Source organism: Afifella sp. YEN Y35, assembly GCF_047553465.1.
GTDB classification, from domain to species: domain Bacteria; phylum Pseudomonadota; class Alphaproteobacteria; order Rhizobiales; family Afifellaceae; genus Afifella; species Afifella aestuarii.
Genome location: NZ_CP180203.1, coordinates 1,735,443 through 1,755,103, shown reverse-complemented (window position 1 = coordinate 1,755,103; position 19,661 = coordinate 1,735,443). Strand labels below are relative to the sequence as shown.

Annotated in this window: 18 protein-coding genes; 8 read left to right on the top strand and 10 right to left on the bottom strand. The window is 63.9% G+C overall.

What is annotated here, in order from left to right; translation table 11 throughout:
* Positions 1 to 28: 28 nt before the first annotated feature.
* Complete coding sequence (cobF, locus tag ACK8CP_RS08300; RefSeq protein WP_414833950.1) at positions 29 to 781, bottom strand: precorrin-6A synthase (deacetylating); 753 nt, start codon at positions 779 to 781, stop codon at positions 29 to 31.
* A gap of 262 nt (positions 782 to 1,043) precedes the next feature.
* Here cobF and ACK8CP_RS08295 point away from each other — a divergent pair, with 262 nt between their 5' ends.
* The 4 genes from ACK8CP_RS08295 (at position 1,044) to ACK8CP_RS08280 (ending at position 4,959) form a co-directional block, all read left to right on the top strand.
* On the top strand, positions 1,044 to 2,156 hold the full coding sequence (locus ACK8CP_RS08295) for an ABC transporter substrate-binding protein (protein ID WP_414833949.1): 1,113 nt from the start codon (positions 1,044 to 1,046) through the stop codon (positions 2,154 to 2,156).
* A gap of 91 nt (positions 2,157 to 2,247) precedes the next feature.
* Positions 2,248 to 3,102, top strand: a complete 855-nt coding sequence (locus ACK8CP_RS08290; protein WP_414833948.1) for an ABC transporter permease — start codon at positions 2,248 to 2,250, stop codon at positions 3,100 to 3,102.
* Positions 3,099 to 3,890, top strand: a complete 792-nt coding sequence (locus tag ACK8CP_RS08285; RefSeq protein ID WP_414833947.1) for an ABC transporter permease — start codon at positions 3,099 to 3,101, stop codon at positions 3,888 to 3,890. Before ACK8CP_RS08290 ends, ACK8CP_RS08285 begins: the two co-directional genes overlap by 4 nt.
* A 1-nt stretch (position 3,891) precedes the next feature.
* Positions 3,892 to 4,959, top strand: a complete 1,068-nt coding sequence (locus ACK8CP_RS08280) for an ABC transporter ATP-binding protein (protein WP_414833946.1) — start codon at positions 3,892 to 3,894, stop codon at positions 4,957 to 4,959.
* Positions 4,960 to 5,003: 44 nt separating this feature from the next.
* On the opposite strand, the gene ACK8CP_RS08275 is transcribed toward ACK8CP_RS08280, so the two are convergent.
* On the bottom strand, positions 5,004 to 6,398 hold the full coding sequence (locus tag ACK8CP_RS08275) for a hypothetical protein (protein ID WP_414833945.1): 1,395 nt from the start codon (positions 6,396 to 6,398) through the stop codon (positions 5,004 to 5,006).
* Between the two features lie 222 nt (positions 6,399 to 6,620).
* On the opposite strand from ACK8CP_RS08275, the gene ACK8CP_RS08270 reads away from it, so the two are divergent.
* Complete coding sequence (locus ACK8CP_RS08270; RefSeq protein ID WP_414833944.1) at positions 6,621 to 7,580, top strand: complex I NDUFA9 subunit family protein; 960 nt, start codon at positions 6,621 to 6,623, stop codon at positions 7,578 to 7,580.
* Positions 7,581 to 7,650: 70 nt separating this feature from the next.
* Here ACK8CP_RS08270 and ACK8CP_RS08265 read toward each other — a convergent pair whose 3' ends face one another.
* The 6 genes from ACK8CP_RS08265 to ACK8CP_RS08240 all read right to left on the bottom strand — a co-directional run bounded on the left by ACK8CP_RS08265 (position 7,651) and on the right by ACK8CP_RS08240 (position 13,587).
* A complete protein-coding gene (locus ACK8CP_RS08265; RefSeq protein WP_414833943.1) occupies positions 7,651 to 9,096 on the bottom strand; it encodes an aldehyde dehydrogenase family protein in 1,446 nt (481 codons plus the stop codon).
* A 27-nt stretch (positions 9,097 to 9,123) separates the two neighbouring features.
* Positions 9,124 to 10,293 (bottom strand): M20 aminoacylase family protein, encoded by a 1,170-nt coding sequence (locus ACK8CP_RS08260; RefSeq protein ID WP_414833942.1) that lies wholly within the window; start codon positions 10,291 to 10,293, stop codon positions 9,124 to 9,126.
* Positions 10,294 to 11,106, bottom strand: a complete 813-nt coding sequence (locus ACK8CP_RS08255) for an ABC transporter permease (RefSeq protein ID WP_234629285.1) — start codon at positions 11,104 to 11,106, stop codon at positions 10,294 to 10,296.
* 29 nt (positions 11,107 to 11,135) lie between these two features.
* A complete protein-coding gene (locus ACK8CP_RS08250; protein WP_414833941.1) occupies positions 11,136 to 11,849 on the bottom strand; it encodes an ABC transporter permease in 714 nt (237 codons plus the stop codon).
* 166 nt (positions 11,850 to 12,015) lie between these two features.
* A complete protein-coding gene (locus ACK8CP_RS08245) occupies positions 12,016 to 12,789 on the bottom strand; it encodes a transporter substrate-binding domain-containing protein (protein WP_234627514.1) in 774 nt (257 codons plus the stop codon).
* Between the two features lie 60 nt (positions 12,790 to 12,849).
* Positions 12,850 to 13,587, bottom strand: a complete 738-nt coding sequence (locus ACK8CP_RS08240; RefSeq protein WP_234629286.1) for an ATP-binding cassette domain-containing protein — start codon at positions 13,585 to 13,587, stop codon at positions 12,850 to 12,852.
* Positions 13,588 to 14,034: 447 nt separating this feature from the next.
* Here ACK8CP_RS08240 and ACK8CP_RS08235 point away from each other — a divergent pair, with 447 nt between their 5' ends.
* Genes ACK8CP_RS08235 through ACK8CP_RS08225 form a run of 3 tightly spaced genes read left to right on the top strand, consistent with a single transcriptional unit; the run spans position 14,035 to position 17,533 of the window.
* On the top strand, positions 14,035 to 14,664 hold the full coding sequence (locus tag ACK8CP_RS08235) for a TetR family transcriptional regulator C-terminal domain-containing protein (RefSeq protein ID WP_414834218.1): 630 nt from the start codon (positions 14,035 to 14,037) through the stop codon (positions 14,662 to 14,664).
* A gap of 44 nt (positions 14,665 to 14,708) precedes the next feature.
* Positions 14,709 to 15,908: a pyridoxal phosphate-dependent aminotransferase gene (locus ACK8CP_RS08230; protein ID WP_414833940.1), complete on the top strand. Its 1,200-nt coding sequence runs from the start codon at positions 14,709 to 14,711 to the stop codon at positions 15,906 to 15,908.
* Positions 15,905 to 17,533: a 5-guanidino-2-oxopentanoate decarboxylase gene (locus ACK8CP_RS08225; protein ID WP_414833939.1), complete on the top strand. Its 1,629-nt coding sequence runs from the start codon at positions 15,905 to 15,907 to the stop codon at positions 17,531 to 17,533. Before ACK8CP_RS08230 ends, ACK8CP_RS08225 begins: the two co-directional genes overlap by 4 nt.
* Positions 17,534 to 17,590: 57 nt before the next feature.
* Here ACK8CP_RS08225 and ACK8CP_RS08220 read toward each other — a convergent pair whose 3' ends face one another.
* Complete coding sequence (locus ACK8CP_RS08220) at positions 17,591 to 18,409, bottom strand: ABC transporter permease (RefSeq protein ID WP_414833938.1); 819 nt, start codon at positions 18,407 to 18,409, stop codon at positions 17,591 to 17,593.
* The gene (locus tag ACK8CP_RS08215) at positions 18,406 to 19,659 is read right to left on the bottom strand and encodes an ABC transporter permease (protein ID WP_414833937.1); all 1,254 of its coding nucleotides are present in this window, start codon (positions 19,657 to 19,659) and stop codon (positions 18,406 to 18,408) included. Before ACK8CP_RS08215 ends, ACK8CP_RS08220 begins: the two co-directional genes overlap by 4 nt.
* Positions 19,660 to 19,661: the final 2 nt, after the last annotated feature.

Sequence of the window (19,661 nt, the reverse complement as noted above, 5' to 3'; positions counted from 1 at the left end):
CACGGCAGGGTGGAATGGCTCTCACCCTTCACGGCCGTCGCAAAAGGTAGGCATCCATGATCCAACCGTGACGCAGGCGCGATGTCTCGATCGTTTCGGCGATTTCGTCCGCCTTCTCCTTCAGCGGTCCGGCGATGAGGATTTCTTCGTCCATGCCGAGATAAGCGCCCCAGTAGATATAGAGATCGCTCTCTTTGAGGCGCAGGAAGGTGGCGCGCCCATCGAGCATCACGAGGGTGTTGGAGATCGTCGCGGGCTCGGTCTCGGCCAAGAGCCGTGCGGTGGTGACGGTGATTTCTTCGCCGATGCGGTTCAACGGAATGCGGTGACGGGCGGCAAGGGTCTGCAGGCTCGTGATGCCGGTGACCACCTCGAAGTCGATCTCAAATCCCTCGGCGGCGAGCTCATGCAGGATCTGCGTGGTGCCGTCATAAAGCCCCGGATCGCCGATGATCAGAAAGCCGCCGGTCTCCTCAGGGCCAAGCTCCGACAGCATCTCGCGAAAGATCCGCCGCCGCTCGCCGCGCCACCAGTCGATACCCTTTTCGTAGTCGCGGCCGTCTTTCGGTCGTTCGGGGCTGGTGGCATGGATGCTTCGGTAGGAGACCTCGGGAACGGCCCGTGCGAGCACCTGCTGACGGAAGGCGATCAAATTCTCTTTGCCGGCCCCGTCCTTGTCCATGAAGAAGAAGACGTCGACGGCCCGCATCGCCTCAATCGCCCGCAGCGTGAGGTCAGACGGATCGCCGGCCCCGATCCCGATGACGTAGACTTTCTTCATCGCCGATATCCCATTCTTCTTCTGCGTGCAGATGTCTTGCAGCTTGCGATCGGGCCTTCTTAGGACGAAGGTTACGGCGACCCAAGACACGACCGACGCGAAGCGGGGATGCGCCACAGACAAATTGTCTTTCGTTGCGTGGCGTGAACAAAGCCGCCGTGCCAACGCAGCGTCACGGATCTGTCATGGGCCGGTTCTAGTGGACGTTCGGCTTGGCGACTCTCTTTCGAATGGGGGCCGAGCCACAGCACGGAGTCGCATAATGAAAACCAAAACTCTATTCGCTGCCTCGGTATCCGTCGTCGCTTTGCTCGCCACGACGATGACGGCGAGCGCCGAGACGGACCTTGATGCGCTGTACAAAGCGGCCAAGGAAGAGGGGCAGCTCACCACGATTGCGCTGCCGCATTCCTGGTGCGGCTATGGCGATGTGATCGACGGGTTCAAGGAGAAGTATCCTGGCATCCAGGTGAACGAACTCAACCCGGATGCGGGTTCAGCCGATGAGCTGGAGGCCGTCCGCGCCAACAAGAACAACACCGGCCCGCAGGCGCCCGACGTTCTCGATGTCGGCCTCGCTTTTGGCCCGCAGGCGAAAGAAGAAGGTTTGATCGAGCCTTACAAGGTCTCCACCTGGGACGAGATTCCGGACGACGCGAAGGACGCCGACGGCTACTGGTACGGCGATTATTACGGCGTTCTGTCGTTCCTCGTGAACACGGATATCGTCGGTGAAGCGCCGTCGAGCTGGGCCGACCTCCTCGACGAAAAATACGCCAACGGCGTTGCTCTGTCAGGTGATCCCCGCGCCTCCAACCAGGCGATCCAGGGTGTCGTCGGAGCCGGGCTCGCCGAAAACGGCGGTGATCTCGATCAGGCCGCAGAAGCCGGGCTGCAGTATTTCAAGCAGCTCAACGAGCGGGGCAATTTCGTTCCGGTGATCGGCAAAGCGGCCTCGGTTGCACAGGGTACGACGCCGATCGTGGTCGCCTGGGACTACAATTCGCTCGCCTGGCGCGACGGTTTTGAGGGCAACCCCGCCGCCGACGTCGTCGTCCCGTCCGACAGTGTCGTCGCCGGCGTCTACGTCCAGGCGATCAGCGCTTACGCGCCGCATCCGAACGCCGCGAAGCTGTGGATGGAGTATCTTTATTCCGACGAGGGCCAGCTTGGCTGGCTGGCCGGCTACTGCCACCCGATCCGCTTCAATGCGCTCGCTGAGCAGAAGAAGATCCCGCAGGAGCTTCTCGATGCGTTGCCGCCGGCGGAATCCTACGCCAAGGCCGTGTTCCCGACCATCGAGCAGCAAAATGCCGCCAAGGCCGTGATCACGGAGAAGTGGGATTCCGTGGTCGGCGCCAATGTCGCCGAATAACGGCAAGCCGCTCGCGCTTCCGACTGAAACGACTGGCCCGGATCATTCCGGGTCAGTTGCCTTGCCTACGCGGAAGCGCCGATTTTCGCAGATGTTCGCCGAGTTGAGGCTCGGGGAAGCGATCGCCATCCTGCCGTTTCTGGCATTTGCGATCATGTTCCTCATCCTGCCGACTCTGGGCCTGTTCGCGACGGCTTTTTCCGACGGGCAGGGCGGCGTGACGTTCGACAATATCGGTGCACTCTTCACGCCGCAGATCCTGCGTTCCTTCTCGATTTCGATCCGGGTCTCCTTCGCTTCCGCCGCGCTCGGCTGCCTGATCGGGCTCGCGATCGCCCTTGCCGTCATTCGCGGGCGCCTGCCGCCGGTGATCCGTTCCACGCTTCTGACCTTTTCCGGCGTCGCCTCCAACTTCGCCGGCATCCCGCTGGCGTTCGCCTTTCTCGCCACGCTCGGGCGCGTCGGCCTCGTGACCATCATTTTGCGGGAGGTCTTCGGTCTCGACCTCTACCGCGCCGGCTTCAACATCCTCTCCTTCTGGGGCCTGACGCTCACCTATCTCTATTTCCAGATCCCCTTGATGATCCTCATCATCACGCCGGCGATCGATGGGTTGAAGCGGGAGTGGAGCGAAGCGGCAGAGACGCTCGGCGCCTCCACCTGGCAGTTCTGGCGTTATGTCGGGCTGCCGGTCCTGTGGCCGAACCTTCTCGGCACGCTTTCTTTGTTGTTCGCCAACGCGTTCGGGGCGATTGCGACCGCCTATGCGCTCACCGGCTCGTCGCTCAACATCGTACCGATCCTGCTTTATGCGCAGATCCGCGGCGATGTGCTGCAGAACCAGCAGCTCGGGGCGGCTCTCGCCGTCGGCATGATCGCGATCACCGCTCTTGCCAATGTCGTCTATCTGATCGTGCGCACCCGCGCTGAGAGGTGGCTCAAATGAGAGGCAACCGCTTCTGGTCGTGGGTCGTCTTCGGTCTCGGCGCGGCCTATTTCCTGCTGCCGCTGCTCGCGACGCTCGAGTTCTCGCTGAGCATCCGCCGCGACGGGTATACGCTCGACGCCTATCGCAATGTCTTCGCCGATCCGGGCTTCCAGCAGACCTTCACCTATTCGCTGGTGATCGGCCTTTGCACGATCGTCGTCGGCATCGTCATCATCATGCCGGCCGCCTACTTCGTTCGCCTCAGGATGCCGCAGATCAGGCCGATCGTGGAATTCCTCACGCTGATGCCCCTGATCATACCGCCGATCATCCTCGTTTTCGGCTATATCCGGCTCTACAACTCGTCGTCTTTTCTGCCGCTCACCGGTTCGGTGATGGGCACCAATATCCTGCTGACGCTCGGCTATGTGGCGCTCGCCATGCCCTATATGTACCGGGCGATCGACACGGGTCTCAGGACCATCGACGTGCAGACCTTGACGGAGGCGGCGACCATTCTTGGCGCCAGCCGCCTCAGGATCCTGACACGGATCATCTTTCCGAATGTCATCACGGCCGTGTTGTCGGGTGCCTTCCTGACGCTCGCCATCGTCATGGGCGAGTTCGTCCTGGCGAGCCTGCTCAACCGTCCGGGCTTTGGCCCGTACATGCAGAATATCGGCGCCAACCGGGCCTACGAGCCCTCGGCGCTCGCAATCATTTCCTTCGTCTTCACCTGGAGCGCGATGGTCGCGATCCAGCTCCTCGCGCGCTTCGCTCCGAAGAGCAGCGCCAGAAAAGATTAATATGGCCGAAGAATTTCTCAATCTCGAAGCGATCACCAAGACCTTTGGCACCAATACGGTGATCAAGGACCTGGATCTCTCGTTCAACAGCGGCGAGTTTGTCTCGCTGCTCGGTCCGTCCGGATGCGGCAAGACAACGGTGCTGCGCATGATCGCGGGTTTCGAAAAACCCACGAAGGGCCGCATCTTTGCCGACGGGCGGGAGATCACCCACCTGAAGCCCTCGCAGCGAAATGTGGGAATGGTTTTCCAGTCTTACGCGCTTTTTCCGAATCTGAATGTGAGGGACAATATCGGCTTCGGGCTGAAGGTCGCCGGCGTGACGCGGGCGAAGGCGCGCGAGCGTGTGGCCGAGATGCTGGAGCTCATCGGTCTGCCGGATCTCGGCCGGCGCTATGCGTTCGAGCTGTCCGGCGGCCAGCAGCAGCGCGTGGCGCTTGCCCGCGCACTCGCGCCGAGCCCACGGATGTTGCTTCTCGACGAACCGCTCTCCGCACTCGATGCGAAAATCCGCGTGTCGCTGCGTGAGCAGATCCGCAACATTCAACGCGAGCTCGGCATCACCACGATCTTCGTGACGCACGATCAGGAGGAGGCGCTGTCGATCTCCGACCGGATCGTGGTCATGAATTCCGGGCGCATCGAACAGGCTGGCGCGCCGTTCGAGGTCTACAACCGGCCGGCAACGCCTTTCGTCGCCAACTTCGTCGGCACGCTCAACCGTGTCGAGGCGAGGGTGAAAAACGCTGCTGCGCAGGAAGTGGCGATCGGTGAGCAATCCGTGGTCCTGAGAAAGCTCCCGGCGACCGCCCGTGACGGGGAGCCGATCGTGCTGGCGCTCCGCCCCGAGGCGCTCAACCTCGTCAACGGAGCCGATGACGGCATCTGCCTCAATGCCCGTGTCGAAGCGGTGAGCTTCCTCGGCTCGGTGATCCGCATCGGGGTCGCCGTCGGCGATACGCGTCTCCATGTTGATCTCTTCAACGACCGTCGCTCCGCTCCGCCGCAGCCGGGGGAGACGCTGCGGGTCGGTTTCAAGGACGAGGACGTCATTTCCGTCACCGCGTGAGGTGCACCGATCGCCCGCACGGACCGTGCGCGCCAGGCGCTTGCTCACCAGAATGCGAGAAAGGCGACCCAGGCCGAGAGCGCGAGCCCCGTCACGACGACATAAAGGCCGTTCCAGACCAGCCCGACATAACGGGCGGTGACACTGCCGAAACCGCCCACGACGAGGGTGCTTGCGGTAAAGGGCGAACTTGCGGCCGCAAGGGCCCAGCCGGCGGTCATCGCCACGGCGATATCGCTTGGGTCGATCCCGACCTCTCTGGCTTCAGGAAGGAGGGGCGCGATCAGCGAGACGGCCAGGATCGGGTTCATGCCGAGCTGGCCGGCGGCCGGAATGATCCAGAGAAGCCCGATGAGAAGCAGCCAGCCCGGAAGCGAAGACAGATCGAAGCCGGCGCCGAGGACGAACGGGCTCAGAAGATGTCCCCCAAGGCCGCCGATGAAGCCGGCCATGGTGAGGAGGACGAGCTCGTTGCGGTAGCCGAGGAGCTGGCGTGTCACGAAGAGGCCGGTGCGCTCGCGCACGTGGCGCATCGGGGCATCATCCCTGTTCTGAAAGGCGATCCAGGCGAGCGAGATGATCGGCACAACCAGAATGACGGCGGCGGTCGCCCGCACGCCCGTGGCGAGATGAATGCCGCCGACGCTCACCCCGAGCACCACGAGAAGGACGGGAAGCGGCCAGATGCTGGTCCAGCTCAACTCCGTCACCACGGGCGTCGACGGTGAGGCCGAGACTTTGGGCTTGATGAGAGTGTCGAGAAGCCAGCCACCTACGGCCAGGATGAGGGAGCTGACGAGGCTCGGCCCCAGAATCTCCTTCCACGTCGTATCCGGCACGAACGAGATCGAGATCGCCGTGGCGAAGGCGAGCGGCGACCAGGTGAGGGCGGAGGCGAAGCCACGCTGAATGGCAAGCAGCATGCGGCGCAGGCGAATTGCGCGGATGTGCGGGTTGTCTTCCCGCCGCGAGCTCTCTTCCGCGAGCGCCCCGAGAAGCGCGATCGAGCCGTAATTGAGGACGAGTGTGAAGAGATGTCCGCCGGTTGTTAGCGCACCGTAACGCCGGCCCGGAGGCTGCTCGGCGAGAAGGCGGCCGCATTCGATGACCGCAGGGGAACTCGTGGCGGCGTAACGGAGCGCGGTCGTCGCGGTGAAAAAGGCGGCGATGAAGGCCGTCGTTTTCAAGGCCGATGCGGTGAGCGTCAGCCAGTCGGCCCGGGTTGCAAGCGTCACGGCGAAGAGGATGCATCCGACCGAAAGGAAGACGGTCTGCATACGACCCGTGCGGCGTGCCAAAAGAAGCACGGCAGGAATGACGGTGACGATCTCCGCGCCGACCAGGATGCTTTCGCCCGACCACTGCGCCAGGAAGACGAAAAAGCATGTGGCGATCAGCAGCCAGCCGGCGAGACGGTCGGGAAGGGGGGAGGTGTTCATCGACAAAATTCTGCGGGCGATGAACCCACTTTAAGCTCCGACGGGGCGATGAACAGCCCACTTTGCCGATCGATCAGCATCATCCGTCCAGACGAGCCTGGAAACCACCTATGTGGCCATTTGCTTGGACGCCGTCATCGGATGTGGCAATTGCGCAGGGAGCAAAGTCCGTCATCGGCAGTTGTGCTCCCCAAGACGAAGTTCGTGGCGGGGAGGATCGGCATGCCCGAAGATGGCACCTTTGCAGGCAAAGAAGCACCCGTCGTCGTTTTTGGCGGCGGCGGTTTTCTCGGGCACCGGATCTGCCGGCGCCTGCTGGAAAAGGGCAGGAGCGTGCGGGCGGTCTCCCGCCATCCGAACAAAATCACCGATCTCCTCGGAAGGCCGGCCGGGCTCAACGTCGTGGAAGGCGACATCGAGCGGCCGGAGGATGTGGCAAGGCTTGTCGAGGGCGCAGGTGCCGTCGTCAACGCCGTCAGTCTTTATGTGGAGCGTGGTGGCAAGACCTTCCGCGACATCCATGTGGAGGCGGCGGGACAGCTTGCTGCTCTGGCGCATCGACACGGCGTACCGCTTCTCGTCCAGCTCTCTGGCGTTGGCGCTGATCCGGACTCTCCTTCCCGGTACATCGCGGCGCGGGGTGCAGGAGAGATCGCGGTTCGTCGCGCCTTCGGAAACGCGGTCATCGTGCGGCCGGCTGTCATGTTCGGTCCGCAGGACGGCTTCATCTGCACGTTCTCCGATCTTCTGCGGAAATACCCGGTCTTTCCTCTTTTCGGGCGTGGAGAGACGCGGCTGCAGCCGAGCTTCGTCGGAGATGTGGCCGAGACGATCGCGCGCATCGTGGTTGCGGGGCCGGATCCCGAGCCACGCACTTACGAGTTGGGCGGACCGCGCACGTACACCTACCGCGAACTCGTCGGGATCGTGGCCGACGAGGTCGGTGTCCGGCGCTTGCTCGTCCCATTGCCGATCGGCATTTGGAAAGGTTTGGCGGCGGCCGCGGAGCGGCTGCCGAAACCACCGGTGACCTCCACTGAAGTGGAATTAATGGAGGCGCCCAATGTCGCGACCCAGGAGCCAGGCTTCGCAGCCTGGGACGTGACGCCAACCTCCGTCGAAGAATTTCTGCGGGAGCGGGAGGACAGAAAGGCGGCGCAGGCCCGGCATTCGGTCGGATAGCCGGCGGCAAACGCCACGCGGCCGCAGTCGCAAAAGGGCTGCGGCCGGAGACCGATTCAATACAGTGGCCTCAAGGCAGCATGTCGCCGAATGCGACCGTCTTGATCTCAAGAAAATCGTCCAGACCGAAAATGCCGCCCTCGCGGCCATTGCCGGATTGCTTGTAGCCTCCGAAGGGGCTCCCCTGGGCGAAGGGCGCGCGGTTGATACGCACCATGCCAGCCCGCAGCTGCAGCGCGACGTGGCGGGCGCGCTCCGTGTCCTGGGTGCTGAGATAGGCGGCGAGGCCGTAGGGCGTGTCGTTGGCAAGGCGGATCGCCTCCGCCTCGTCCTTGAACGGCGTAATCGCAAGCACCGGTCCGAAGATTTCCTCGCGCCAGATGCGCATCTCGGGCGTGACATCGGCAAAGACGGTCGGTCGGGCATAATAGCCGCGATTGAAGCCGGCCGGCCGGCCCGTTCCGCCAGTGACGAGACGCGCCCCTTCCGCAATGCCGGCCCCGATCAGATCCTGCACCTTGTCGAACTGGGTCTGCGAGACGAGCGGGCCGATGTGATCGCCATCCTCGGCGGGGTTTCCGACCGTCACCTTTTCCGCCGTCTCCCTGGCGATCGAAATCGCGTCCTCGTAGACGGAGGCTTCGACCAGCATGCGCGTCGGCGCGTTGCAGGACTGGCCGGTGTTTTCCATGCAGAAGCGGACGCCGCCCTCGACTTGTGATTTGAGATCGCAATCGGCGAAGAGGATGTTCGGCGTCTTGCCGCCGAGTTCCAGCGTCACGCGCTTGACCGTGTCGGCGGCGGCTTTGGTGACGGCGGTGCCGGCGCGCGTGGAGCCGGTGAACGACATCATGTCGACATCGGGATGGGCGGACAGCGCCGCGCCGACGCCCGGCCCGTCGCCGTTGACGAGATTGAAGACACCGGCCGGTAGGCCCGCCTCGTCGATCATCTCGGCAAAGAGCAGCGAGGACAGCGGCGCGATTTCCGATGGCTTCAGCACGACCGTGCAGCCGGTGAGGAGCGCCGGCACGACCTTGAGCGTCACCTGGTTCATCGGCCAGTTCCACGGCGTGATGAGCCCGCACACGCCGATCGGCTCCTTGATGATGAGTTCGCTCGGCGCCTCCGGACGCAGCGGCCGCTCCCATTCGACCTCATGGATGGCTTTCAGAAAGCCCTCGATGTGCCAGTCGCCGGCGCCGACCTGTTCGTCGCGTGAGAACGACATCGGCGCGCCCATTTCGATGCTGATCGCCTTGGCCATCTCCTCGGCGCGCGCCCGGTAGATCGTCAGAAGCCGTTCGATCACGGCGATGCGCTCGGTGACGTCTGTCGCGCTCCAGGTCGGAAAGGCGGCCCGTGCCGCCGCCACGGCCTTGTCGATATCGGCGGAACTCCCGAGCGAGATCTCGGCAATCTCACTTTCGGTCGCCGGGTCGATGACGGGAAACGGGTTCGGCTCGGCCGGGGCCACCCAGCTGCCGTTGATGTAGAAATCGGTCTTTTTCGGCATTGAGATCTCGTCGGTGTGCGCTCGTGCTCAGGCCCGGCTCAGAAAGGCTTCGGCGAATTCCGTCCAGAAGGCGACGCCGGTCGCCAGAATATCGTCGTTGAAGTCGAAGGCCGGATGATGCAGCGGCGGATCCTCCGGCCCGCGCCCGGTCCCCAGAAAGAAATAGCTGCCCGGACAAGCCTTCAACATATAGGCAAAATCCTCCGAGCCCATAAACGGACGGGCAAGGTCGGTGACATTCTCGGCACCCGCGAAACGGATCGCCTGGGCGCGGAGGAAGTCCGTTTCCGCCGGATCGTTGATGGTGGCGTCGTAGCTTCGGAGATAGTCGACGTCTGCGCGCGCGCCAAAACTCTCCGCCTGGCGCGTCGCGATCAGGCGGATCTTCTCTTCCAGAAGGTCGCGCGTCGCATCGTCGAAAGAGCGGACGCCGATGACGAGTTCCACGGTCTCAGGGATGATGTTGCTCGCCGAGCCGCCATGGATGGAGCCGACCGTGACGACGGCGGGATCGATCGGATGCGTGTTGCGGGCGACGATCGTCTGCAGGGCCATGACGATGGAAGAGGCGGCAACGATCGGATCGATCGTGCCCTCGGGATGCGCCCCATGGCCCCCGCGGCCTGTGACGACGATCCGAGCCTCGTCGACGGCCGCCATGATCGGCCCGTCTCTGAGTGCGAACTGCCCGAACGGAAGCTGCGGCTCGTTATGAAGTGCAAAGACGGCGTCGCAAGGAAAGAGCTCGAAGAGACCTTCGTCGACCATCATCTTGGCGCCGCCGAAATTCTCCTCCGCCGGCTGAAAAATGAGATGCACGGTGCCGTCGAAGTTTTTTCGCTCCGCGAGCCGCTTCGCCGCGCCGAGAAGCATGGCGGTGTGGCCGTCATGGCCGCAGGCGTGCATGCGATCGGCAATCTCGCTCTGGTAGGGAAGGCCGGTCTTTTCCTGGATCGGTAAGGCGTCGAAATCGGCGCGAAGGCCGACCGCGCGCTTGCCTGTGCCGTTCTTCAGCGTTGCGACGACGCCCGTCTTCGCAAGCCCGCGATGCACCTCGTAGCCGAGGGCCTGGAGTTTCTCGGCCACGTAGGCGGACGTCCATTCCTCTTCGAGGCCGAGCTCAGGGTGACGATGCAGCTCATGCCGCATGGCGACAATGTCGGGCAGATCGTTGCTGAGCTCAGGGGCGATACCCATTCACACTCCTCGGGTGGGGATTCGGTTTTCGAGATGGCGGAAGCCCGCGACGAGGAGGCCGGTCAGGCAGAGATAGATGAAAGCCAGAAAGAGAAGCGGCTCGTAGATGATGTAGGTGTCCTGGCGCACGTCGCTGATGACCGCATAAAGGTCGATGACGGTGATCGTCGCCACAAGCGGCGTCGCTTTCAATTGCAGCACGATCTCGCCGTTCAAGGTCGGCAAAGCGCGCTGGATCGCGCGCGGCAGCCAGATGCGGCGTAGCACGGTGAAGCGGCTCATACCGTAAGCGCGGGCGGCTTCGAGCTCACCTTTCGGCACGCCGGCAAGCGCCCCGCGCATCACCTCGCCCTCATAACCCGCAAAGGAAATGGTGAGCGAGGCGAGCGCGTAGGGCCACGCCTCGCGCAGATAAGGCCAGATGAAGGAGCCGCGGATCCACGGGATCTGGGGAAACAGCGAGCCGAGCCCATAATAGAGAAGCCAGAGCTGCAAGAGCAGAGGCGTGCCGCGGATCACGGTGCAGAAACCACGGGCCGCCCAAGCCAAGGGTGCGGGCCCCGAGACTTGTGCAAGGCCGAGAGGCACCGCCATCGCGAAGCCGAGGATGCTGCTGCCGACGAGAAGGGCGAGCGTGACCCCCAATCCACCCAGCATTTCCGGCCAATAGAGCGGCAGCCAGTCCCAGCGCATATTGAACGCCATGAGGGCGACCATGAGTGCTGCCAGAAGCAGCAGCACGATGCGGTGCGGCTTCAGCCAGTTTTCGCTTTTCGCCTCTCTGTCCTTCTGCGGGTCGATGAGGTCGGCCATGGCATGCACGGCTTCGGCATTGTCTTCCCTCATGAGGAGAAACCCGGCATGCCGCGCCTTGCCCGACGCTCGATGAGGGCGATGACGACATTCGAGACGAGGCTCACCATCAGATAGAGGAGCCCCGCGGCGCAGAAGAAGAGCATGTATTCCCGCGTTGCCCCGCCGGCCTGCCGCGTCGCGAGCGTGAGTTCCGTGAAGCCGACGACGGCGAGAAGGGCCGTGTCCTTGGTGGCGATCAGCCAGAGATTGGCAAGTCCCGGAATGGCGTGCGGAAGCATGGCGGGCAGAGTGATGCGGCGCATGAGGAGAAACGGCGGCATGCCGTAAGCGCGCGCGGTCTCGATCTGGCCGGCCGGTACGGCCTTGATGGCACCACGGAGCACCTCCGTCGAGTAGGCGCCCTGGACGAGGCCGATGACGGCGATGCCGGCCGCCATGCCCGAGATGTCGAGGCGCGCATAGCCAAGCGCTGCCATCAGACGGTTCAAGAGGTCGGTGCCGGCGTAATAGACGAGGACGATGAGGACGAGCTCGGGAACGGCGCGGATAATCGTCGTGTAGGCTTCGAGGAGATCGCGCAGGATCGGCCCGCCGTAGAGCTTTCCGAAAGCGCCACCGACGCCGATCAGAAGCCCCACCAGATAGCCGCCGGCAGCAACTTCGAGCGAGGTCAGGAGAGCGCGCAAGAGGACTCCGCCCCAGCCGGGCGGAGAAAAAGCAAGAAGTTCTAAAGGACCCATTACATTACGGTTGGACGTGGCGCATTGATGCTGGCGCGGCCGCGTGACCGCACCTGGCTTCTAGCAAGCGGCGTGCCTTTTCAGGCGCCGAGCGACCTGCGTGGACAGAAGCCGGGCGGAAAAGGGGAGGGGCGGTTGCCCGCTCCCCAAGCTGCGAGCGAGCCGCTCACTTTCCGTAGATGTCGAAGTCGAAGTATTTCTCGGAGATCTTCTCGTAGGTGCCGTTCTCACGGATCGCGGCAATCGCCTTGTTGAGCTTCTCCTTGAGCTCGGTGTCACCCTTGCGGAGTCCGACGCCAACACCCGGTCCGAGAATTTCCTCGTCGGGCTCGACCTCGCCCTTCATGTCGCAGCACGCCTTGCCGGAATCGGATTCCAGGAAGGTTGCGAGCGCGAGGGAATCTGCCTGCACAGCATCGAGGCGGCCGGCCACGAGATCCTGGTTGGCCTCGTCCTGTGTCTGATAGGTTTTCACCTCGGCATCGGGAAAATGCTTGTGGACGTAGTTCTCATGGATCGTCGAGCGCTGCACGCCGAGAAGTTTGCCAGACAGGCTTTCATTTGTCGGCTCGATCTCGACATCCTTGAGGCCGATGATGGCCGTCGGTGTGTTGTAGTACTTGTCGCTGAAATCGATCACCTTGAGACGTTCTTCGGTGATCGACATGGAGCCGATGATCATGTCGATCTTGCCCGAGGTGAGGGCCGGAATGATGCCGTCCCACGCTGTCGGCACGATGGTGCAATCGAGTTTTGCCTCCTCGCACAGCGCATCCATGATTTCGATCTCCCATCCGGACCAATTGCCGGCGGCATCCGGAACCGTGAATGGCGGATAGGGTTCGGCCGCGATGCCGACCTTGGTCTCGGCGCTGGCCGCGCCCGCTCCGAGGACGACGACGGCCGCGGCTGCGGCGAGGCGTGTGAGAATACGGTGCATGAGGAGTTCCCTTCTTGCTTGATGCGATGACGGCCGGCGTGAGGCGCCGGCTCGTGGCCGCTATTGAATTGATCCGATGAACTTTTGCAGACGCTCAGATTTTGGATTGTCGAAGATGGCTTCCGGCGGGCCTTCTTCTTCGATCTCGCCGTCGGCAAGAAAGATGATGTGATTGGCCACCTCACGCGCGAAGCTCATCTCGTGAGTGACGAGGACCATCGTGCGGCGCTCATGAGCGAGGTCGCGAATGACGGACAGGACTTCGCCGACGAGCTCCGGATCGAGCGCTGAGGTGGGTTCGTCGAAAAGCATCACCTCCGGCTGAATGGCGAGCGCGCGCGCGATCGCGGCACGCTGCTGCTGACCACCGGAGAGAAAGGCCGGATAGACGTCTTCCTTGTCGCTCAGACCGACGCGATCGAGGAGAGTGCGGGCGCGCTCCACGGCTTCGCCTCTGGGGACGCCGAGAACGTGGACGGGCACTTCGATGACGTTGCCGAGAAGCGTCATGTGCTGCCAGAGATTGAAGCTCTGGAAGACCATGGCGAGACGCGTACGGATGCGCTGCACCTGGCGCCGGTCGGCGGGCATGAGGCCGCCGTCGCCGTTGCTCTTCATGGCGATGGTTTCGCCGTGCACGCTGACGCTGCCTGCGGTCGGGTGCTCCAGCATGTTGATGCAGCGAAGAAGCGTCGATTTTCCCGATCCCGAGCCGCCGATGATGGCGATCACGTCGCCTTCGTGGGCCGTGAACGAAATCCCCTTCAGAACTTCGAGGCTGCCGAAGGATTTGTGCAGGTTTTCGACCCGAACGACCTCGGAGCGCTCCGCGGACGGCGGCGCAGTCGTGGCCGCTGCTGGCTCTTGTTCCTGGATCACTGGCCTGTTCCCCAAGCCGCATTCGAGGCGGGGGTCAGATCTTCAAACCGGGGCGGCGTCAAATGCCGAAACCGCCGCGAGGCCCATATGAGCGCGTTCGAGAAGCCAGTGATTGGTCCATTCCTTTCGTGAGAGATCGGAGTGTGTCGCGACCGAAGCCGAGGGCCGAATTGATACACTTGCACGATAGTTATGCAAGTGCATAAATGTACTCATGGCCAAACGGGCGGCGGTGGATTCGCCGAAATCGACATGTACCGGACGGATAAAATTGCGCTCTTCACCCAGGATGGGGCGGCTCGTGACGGCGATAGCGCGCCCGCCGGTGGCGAGGTCTCGGAGCCTTCCGGCAAGCGGTCGGGCCCCATGACCCGGCGAAGCTTCAGGCGTGGGACGCAGGACGAGCGGCGCCATGCCTTGATCCAGGCGACGCTCGATCTCATCGCCGAGAAGGGCCTCAAGGGGATCACCGTGCGCGAGGTCGCGGCCCGCGCCGGCGTCACCAATGGCCTCATCCGGCATTATTTCTCCGGCAAGACTCAGCTGATCGAAGCGGCCTATCAATCCGTCATGGAGGGGATGACGGAAGCCGCGAAAGCCGCAGTCGCCGACACCGAGGGCGACGCGAAAGGCCGGCTGCGCCACTTCATTGCCGCCAATTTGACGCCCCCGGTCGCCGATCCGCGCGCCTTGTCGCTCTGGGCGACGTTCATCAGTCTCATCCATGTCGATCCCGCCATGGCGGCAATTCACCGGGCCGGCTATCTGCAGTTTCGCCGCGAGCTGGAGGACCTCATTGCCTCCTTGTTCGCCGAAATCGGACGCGAAGCGGAGACCGCGGAGCGTGTGCGCCTCGCGATCCAGATCAATGCCGTCATCGATGGGCTTTGGGTCGAGCGCTGCCTGGCGGAAGACATGTTCGCCGATGACGAATTGGTCGCTGCCGGTGTCGAAGCCGTCGAGGCTCTCCTGGGCCTCAGCCTCGCTCAGTCATGACACCAACAAGTCAGCCTTAACTTCAACCAGAAGGTAGAAACGACATGCGCTACGCCTCCATCACGGAGCGGCTCGCCGATCTCGGCTCGGGCAAATGGGCCGTCCACTTCCGCGCCCGGGCCATGGCGGCAGAAGGTGCCGAGGTTTTGGAGTTGACGATCGGAGAGCCTGATATCCCGCCGGAGAAGGAGCTCTTGGACGAATGCAGCCGCGCCATGCATGCCGGCCGCACGCGCTATTCGGCCGGGCGTGGCGATCCGGCGCTCCTCGACGTCCTGGCAGAGAAATACACAAGAAGGTCCGGACGTACGGTCACGCCGGAAAACGTTCTGTGCTTTCCGGGTACCCAGACGGCGCTCTTCGCGGTGATGACCGGGCTCGTCGAAACGGGCGACGAGGTCCTTGTCGCCGATCCGCTCTACGCGACCTACGAAGGGGTTATCCGGGCAAATGGAGCTGAGCTGCGCTCCGTGCCGCTTTATGCACGCAACCGCTTTCATCTTGACCCGGCGGATCTCGAAAAGGCGATCACGCCGCGCTGCCGTGTCCTCCTTCTCAACTCGCCGCACAATCCGACGGGTGCCGTTCTGAGCCGCGACGAGCTGAAAGCGATCGGCGAGGTCTGCCGCCGCCACGATCTCTGGATCGTCTCTGACGAGGTCTATGAGGAGCTCGTCTTCGAAGGCGCATTTGCCTCGCCTTTCGACATTCCCGAACTCGCGGAGTGCACCATCGCAGTCGCCTCGATTTCCAAATCGCATGCCGCCCCGGGTTTCCGCAGCGGCTGGGCGGTGGGGCCGCAGGAGTTCTGCGAGCGGCTTCTGCCGGTTTCCGAGACGATGCTTTTCGGCGGCCAGCCCTTTATCGCCGATATGACGGCCTATGCTTTGTCACGCCCGTCGCCCGCGGCAGCACGGATGCGCGAGGCGTATCACCGCCGGGCGCAATTCGTGACGACCTTCCTCGGGAATACGGCCGGTGCGCGCCCGATCATGCCGGAGGGTGGCATGTTCATTCTGCTCGACGTGCGCGACAGCGGCCTGACCGGCGAGGATTTTGCCTGGGGGCTCCTGGAGAGCGAAGGTGTGGCGGTCATGCCGGGGGCCTCGTTCGGCGAGGAAGCGCGCGGCTTCGTGCGTGTGAGCCTGACCGTGCCCGACGAGCGGATGGAAGAGGCCTGTGCGCGCATTGCCCGCTTCGCCGCGAATGCGGTGGCACCGAAAAGGGCAGGCGGTTGGGCATGAACGCTGGGATGACGCAAGACGCGATGGAAGCAAGCACGGGCGAGGCGCTGATCGCGCTTCTCGAAAAGTACGACGTTGACGTCGTCTTCGGCATTCCCGGTGTCCATACGGCCGAGCTCTACCGCGGACTTGCCGGCTCGAAGGTCCGACACGTGACGCCGCGCCACGAGCAGGGCGCAGGCTTCATGGCGGACGGCTATGCCAGGGTCAGCGGCAAGCCCGGCGTCTGCCTCGTCATCACCGGGCCGGGCCTGACAAATACCATCACGGCGATGGCGCAGGCCCGAGCCGATTCCGTCCCGATGCTCGTGATTTCCGGCGTCGGCCGCCGTGGGTCGCTTGGCCATGGCCGCGGCGCATTGCACGAATTGCCGGATCAGCGCGCGATGATGGCAAGCTTCGCGCTCTTCTCCCACACGCTTCTGTCGGCCTCCGATCTTCCGGGCGTCATGGCGCGCGCTTTCGCGATCCTCAATTCCGGCCGGCCGGGACCGGTCCATATCGAGATTCCCGTCGATGTCATGCAGGAGAGGGTTGCGGCGCTTCCGGCTCGCGTGCCGGCCCTGCCGTCACATCCGCATCCCGGGCGGGGCGAGCTTGAAGCGGCTGCGCGTCTGTTGTCCGAGGCGCGGCGGCCGGCGATCATCGTGGGTGGAGGGGCAAGACGCGCCAACGACGACGTGACAGCGCTGGCGGAACGCCTCGACGCGCCCGTGGTGACGACGGCGAATGCGCGCGGGCTTCTCGCCGGCCACCCCTTGCGCGTGCCGGCAAGCCCGAGCCTCAAAGCCGTGCGCGCCTTCCTGGCCGAATGCGATGCGGTCCTGGCGCTCGGTACCGAGATGGGACCGACGGATTTCGACGTCTATGAGGACGGCGGCTTTCCCGCTCTCGAAGGGCTCGTGCGTGTCGATATCGATGCGGGTCAGCTCGCTCGCGGGCCGCATGCCGAGATGGCGATTCTCGGAGATGCGCGCGCCACCGCGGTCGAGCTTTGCGGTGCTCTCGGCGCGGCAAAGATCGGCGGCGAGCGAAGCGGTCGTGACATGGCGTGCAGGCTCCGAGCGGCAGCCTTCGAAGAAATCGGAGACGCCTATCGGGGAGAGGTCGCGATCCTCGATGTGATCCGCGAGACGTTGCCGGGCGCCCTTTTCGTCGGCGACAGCACGCAGCCCGTCTATGCCGGCAATCTTTATTGCGACATCGATACGCCCGCAGGCTGGTTCAATTCCGCAACCGGCTTCGGCGCTCTCGGCTTTGGCGTACCCGCCGCGATCGGCGCCGCGATTGCGGATCCCGAGCGGCCGGTCGTGGCGCTTCTGGGCGACGGTGGTCTGCAATTCTCGCTCGCCGAGCTCGGCTCCGCCATCGATGCCGGAACGCCCGTCATCTTCATCGTCTGGAACAATTTCGGCTTCCGCGAGATCGAGACGTTCATGATCGAGCGCGGCATCGCGCCGGAAGGGGTGAAGCCGACTCCGCCCGATTTTGACTCTGTCGCAAAGGCTTATGGCCTCGTCTTCGAACGCCCGTCGAAGCTTTCAGACCTGCCGGCATCGCTGCGGCGTGCCCGCGACAGCGGCCGTGCGGCCCTTATCGAGCTGCGCATGCCTTTCGACATGTGAGGGGCGGTGCCCGAGCGATCCGCTCGCTCGGGCACGCTCGTTCCTGTTGATCGCGACTCAGCCTTTCGCCTGCAGCCGCGAGGAGCGCCGGCGCAAAAACTCCGCGGTGAGGAGGAGAAGCACGGCGAGCACGATCATGATGGTGGCGGCCGCCGCGATCGTCGGCGAGATGTTTTCGCGGATGCCGGAGAACATCTCGCGCGGCAGGGTCCGCTGGTTGGGCCCGCCGATGAAGAGCACGGTGATGACCTCTTCGAGCGACACGGAGAAGGCGAAGAGCCCGCCGAAGATGACGCCGGGCGCAATCAGCGGAAAGACGACGCTTCGGGCCACGCGGACCGGCGACGCCCCGAGGCTGAGGCCCGCGCGGATGAGCGTGCGGTCGAAGCCGGAAAGCGTCGCGGTGACCGTGATGACGACGAAAGGCGTGCCGAGAACGGCATGAGCCAGGATGAGGCCGGTGAAGGTCGCCGTCAGATCGAAGGGCGCGAAATAGAAGTAGAGCCCGACCGCATAGATCACCATCGGCACGATCATCGGAGCGAGCAGGAAGGCGCTGATGAAGCGCTTGCCCGGGAAATCCGCAAGCCAGAGCCCGGCGGCCGCAAGCGTGCCGAGAAAGGTGGCGATCGTGGCGGCGACGACGCCGATGATCAGGCTGTTGCGGATCGACGACATCCACGTGCCGGAGAAGAAGAAGTCCTCATACCACCGCAGGGAGACGCCGCGCAGCGGGTAGGTGAGGAACTGGCCGTCGTTGAAGGAGAGGGGCACGATGGCGAGGATCGGCGCGACGAGAAAGAAGAAGCCGCCGATCGCCACCACATAAAGGACGACACGCCACGCCTTTTCCGTGCCGGTGACAGCGCCGCTCACATCACCCCCCGAACGCCGCCGACGAGACGGCTGTAGATCGCATAAAGGATGAGCGTCGCGGCGAAGAGGCCGGTGCCGAGCGCCGCGGCGAGCCCCCAGTTCACCGTGTCGGTGGTGTAGAAAGCGATGTAGTAGGAGATCATCTGGTCGGCAGCCCCGCCCACGAGCGCCGGTGTGATGTAATAGCCGAGCGCGATGATGAAGACGAGGATCGAGCCGGCGGCGATCCCGGGCATCACCTGCGGAATGTAGACGCGGCGGAAGGCCGTGAAGGGCGGCGCGCCAAGCGAGCGGGCGGCACGCATGTAATCTTTCGGCACCGTGCGCATCACCGCGTAGAGCGGCAGGATCATGAACGGCAGGAGCACATGGGTCATGGAGATGATGACGCCGGAGCGGTTGTAGACGAGGCGGATCGGCCCGTTCGTCAGATGCAGGAATTGCAGCATCTGGTTGACGAGGCCATGTTCCTGCAGGACCACGACCCATGCCGCGGTGCGCACGAGAAGCGGCGTCCAGAACGGCAAAAGGACCAGGATCATCAGAAGGTTGGCGAGGTTCTCACGCAGCCCTGCCAGGAGGAAGGCGATCGGAAAGCCGATCATGAGGCAGAGAAGCGTGACGGTGAGCGCGATGGCGAAGGTGCGCGCATAGATCTGCAGATAGACGGCGCGCTCCGTCGGCACCGGCACGATCGAGCCGTCGATGTCGCGCTGGCGGTCGACCGTCTGCAGGAGGAAGAAATCGGTGAGGGGCCCTGCCGCACGGCGCACGGCAGCCCAGGTTTCGGCGCGGCCCCAACCCGGCTCTGTCTCGATGAGCGTGTCGCGCCAAGAGGCGGGTGGCTGATCGAGCCGCGCGATCTGTCTCGCCGTTCCCATGACCAGGGAACGCCCGCCCGAAATATCGTAATTGAGACGCCGGGCAACGGCCGCTGCGGTGCGGTCGTCGTAGGAGCGGATGAGGTCCTGCGCGAGCGCCGAAAAGACCGCCTCGTCGGGCACGGCGTCTTTCTCCCAATCATAGCCCCGCACGGCCTCGGCCGTCTTCGGCCAGGTCTCCATGAGGTCTGTGTCGACGACGCTCCGCTCCAGCATGCCGGCGATCGGCGCGACGAAGAAGATGAGGACGAAGACGATGAGAGGCAGGACGAGCAGGAAGGCGTTGCGCTTGCGCTTGCGTTCGGCGCGCGCCAGATCCCGCTTCAGGGACCGCGTTTGACGCGGCCCCGCGAGCATTGTCTCGGCCATTG

Excerpts from the sequence above, each read along its gene's own strand:
- cobF (WP_414833950.1), bottom strand. The coding sequence starts at position 781 with ATGAAGAAAGTCTACGTCATCGGGATCGGGGCCGGCGATCCGTCTGAC.
- ACK8CP_RS08295 (WP_414833949.1), top strand. The coding sequence starts at position 1,044 with ATGAAAACCAAAACTCTATTCGCTGCCTCGGTATCCGTCGTCGCTTTG.
- ACK8CP_RS08290 (WP_414833948.1), top strand. The coding sequence starts at position 2,248 with ATGTTCGCCGAGTTGAGGCTCGGGGAAGCGATCGCCATCCTGCCGTTT.
- ACK8CP_RS08285 (WP_414833947.1), top strand. The coding sequence starts at position 3,099 with ATGAGAGGCAACCGCTTCTGGTCGTGGGTCGTCTTCGGTCTCGGCGCG.
- ACK8CP_RS08280 (WP_414833946.1), top strand. The coding sequence starts at position 3,892 with ATGGCCGAAGAATTTCTCAATCTCGAAGCGATCACCAAGACCTTTGGC.
- ACK8CP_RS08275 (WP_414833945.1), bottom strand. The coding sequence starts at position 6,398 with ATGAACACCTCCCCCCTTCCCGACCGTCTCGCCGGCTGGCTGCTGATC.
- ACK8CP_RS08270 (WP_414833944.1), top strand. The coding sequence starts at position 6,621 with ATGCCCGAAGATGGCACCTTTGCAGGCAAAGAAGCACCCGTCGTCGTT.
- ACK8CP_RS08265 (WP_414833943.1), bottom strand. The coding sequence starts at position 9,096 with ATGCCGAAAAAGACCGATTTCTACATCAACGGCAGCTGGGTGGCCCCG.
- ACK8CP_RS08260 (WP_414833942.1), bottom strand. The coding sequence starts at position 10,293 with ATGGGTATCGCCCCTGAGCTCAGCAACGATCTGCCCGACATTGTCGCC.
- ACK8CP_RS08255 (WP_234629285.1), bottom strand. The coding sequence starts at position 11,106 with ATGGCCGACCTCATCGACCCGCAGAAGGACAGAGAGGCGAAAAGCGAA.
- ACK8CP_RS08250 (WP_414833941.1), bottom strand. The coding sequence starts at position 11,849 with ATGGGTCCTTTAGAACTTCTTGCTTTTTCTCCGCCCGGCTGGGGCGGA.
- ACK8CP_RS08245 (WP_234627514.1), bottom strand. The coding sequence starts at position 12,789 with ATGCACCGTATTCTCACACGCCTCGCCGCAGCCGCGGCCGTCGTCGTC.
- ACK8CP_RS08235 (WP_414834218.1), top strand. The coding sequence starts at position 14,035 with ATGACCCGGCGAAGCTTCAGGCGTGGGACGCAGGACGAGCGGCGCCAT.
- ACK8CP_RS08230 (WP_414833940.1), top strand. The coding sequence starts at position 14,709 with ATGCGCTACGCCTCCATCACGGAGCGGCTCGCCGATCTCGGCTCGGGC.
- ACK8CP_RS08225 (WP_414833939.1), top strand. The coding sequence starts at position 15,905 with ATGAACGCTGGGATGACGCAAGACGCGATGGAAGCAAGCACGGGCGAG.
- ACK8CP_RS08215 (WP_414833937.1), bottom strand. The coding sequence starts at position 19,659 with ATGGCCGAGACAATGCTCGCGGGGCCGCGTCAAACGCGGTCCCTGAAG.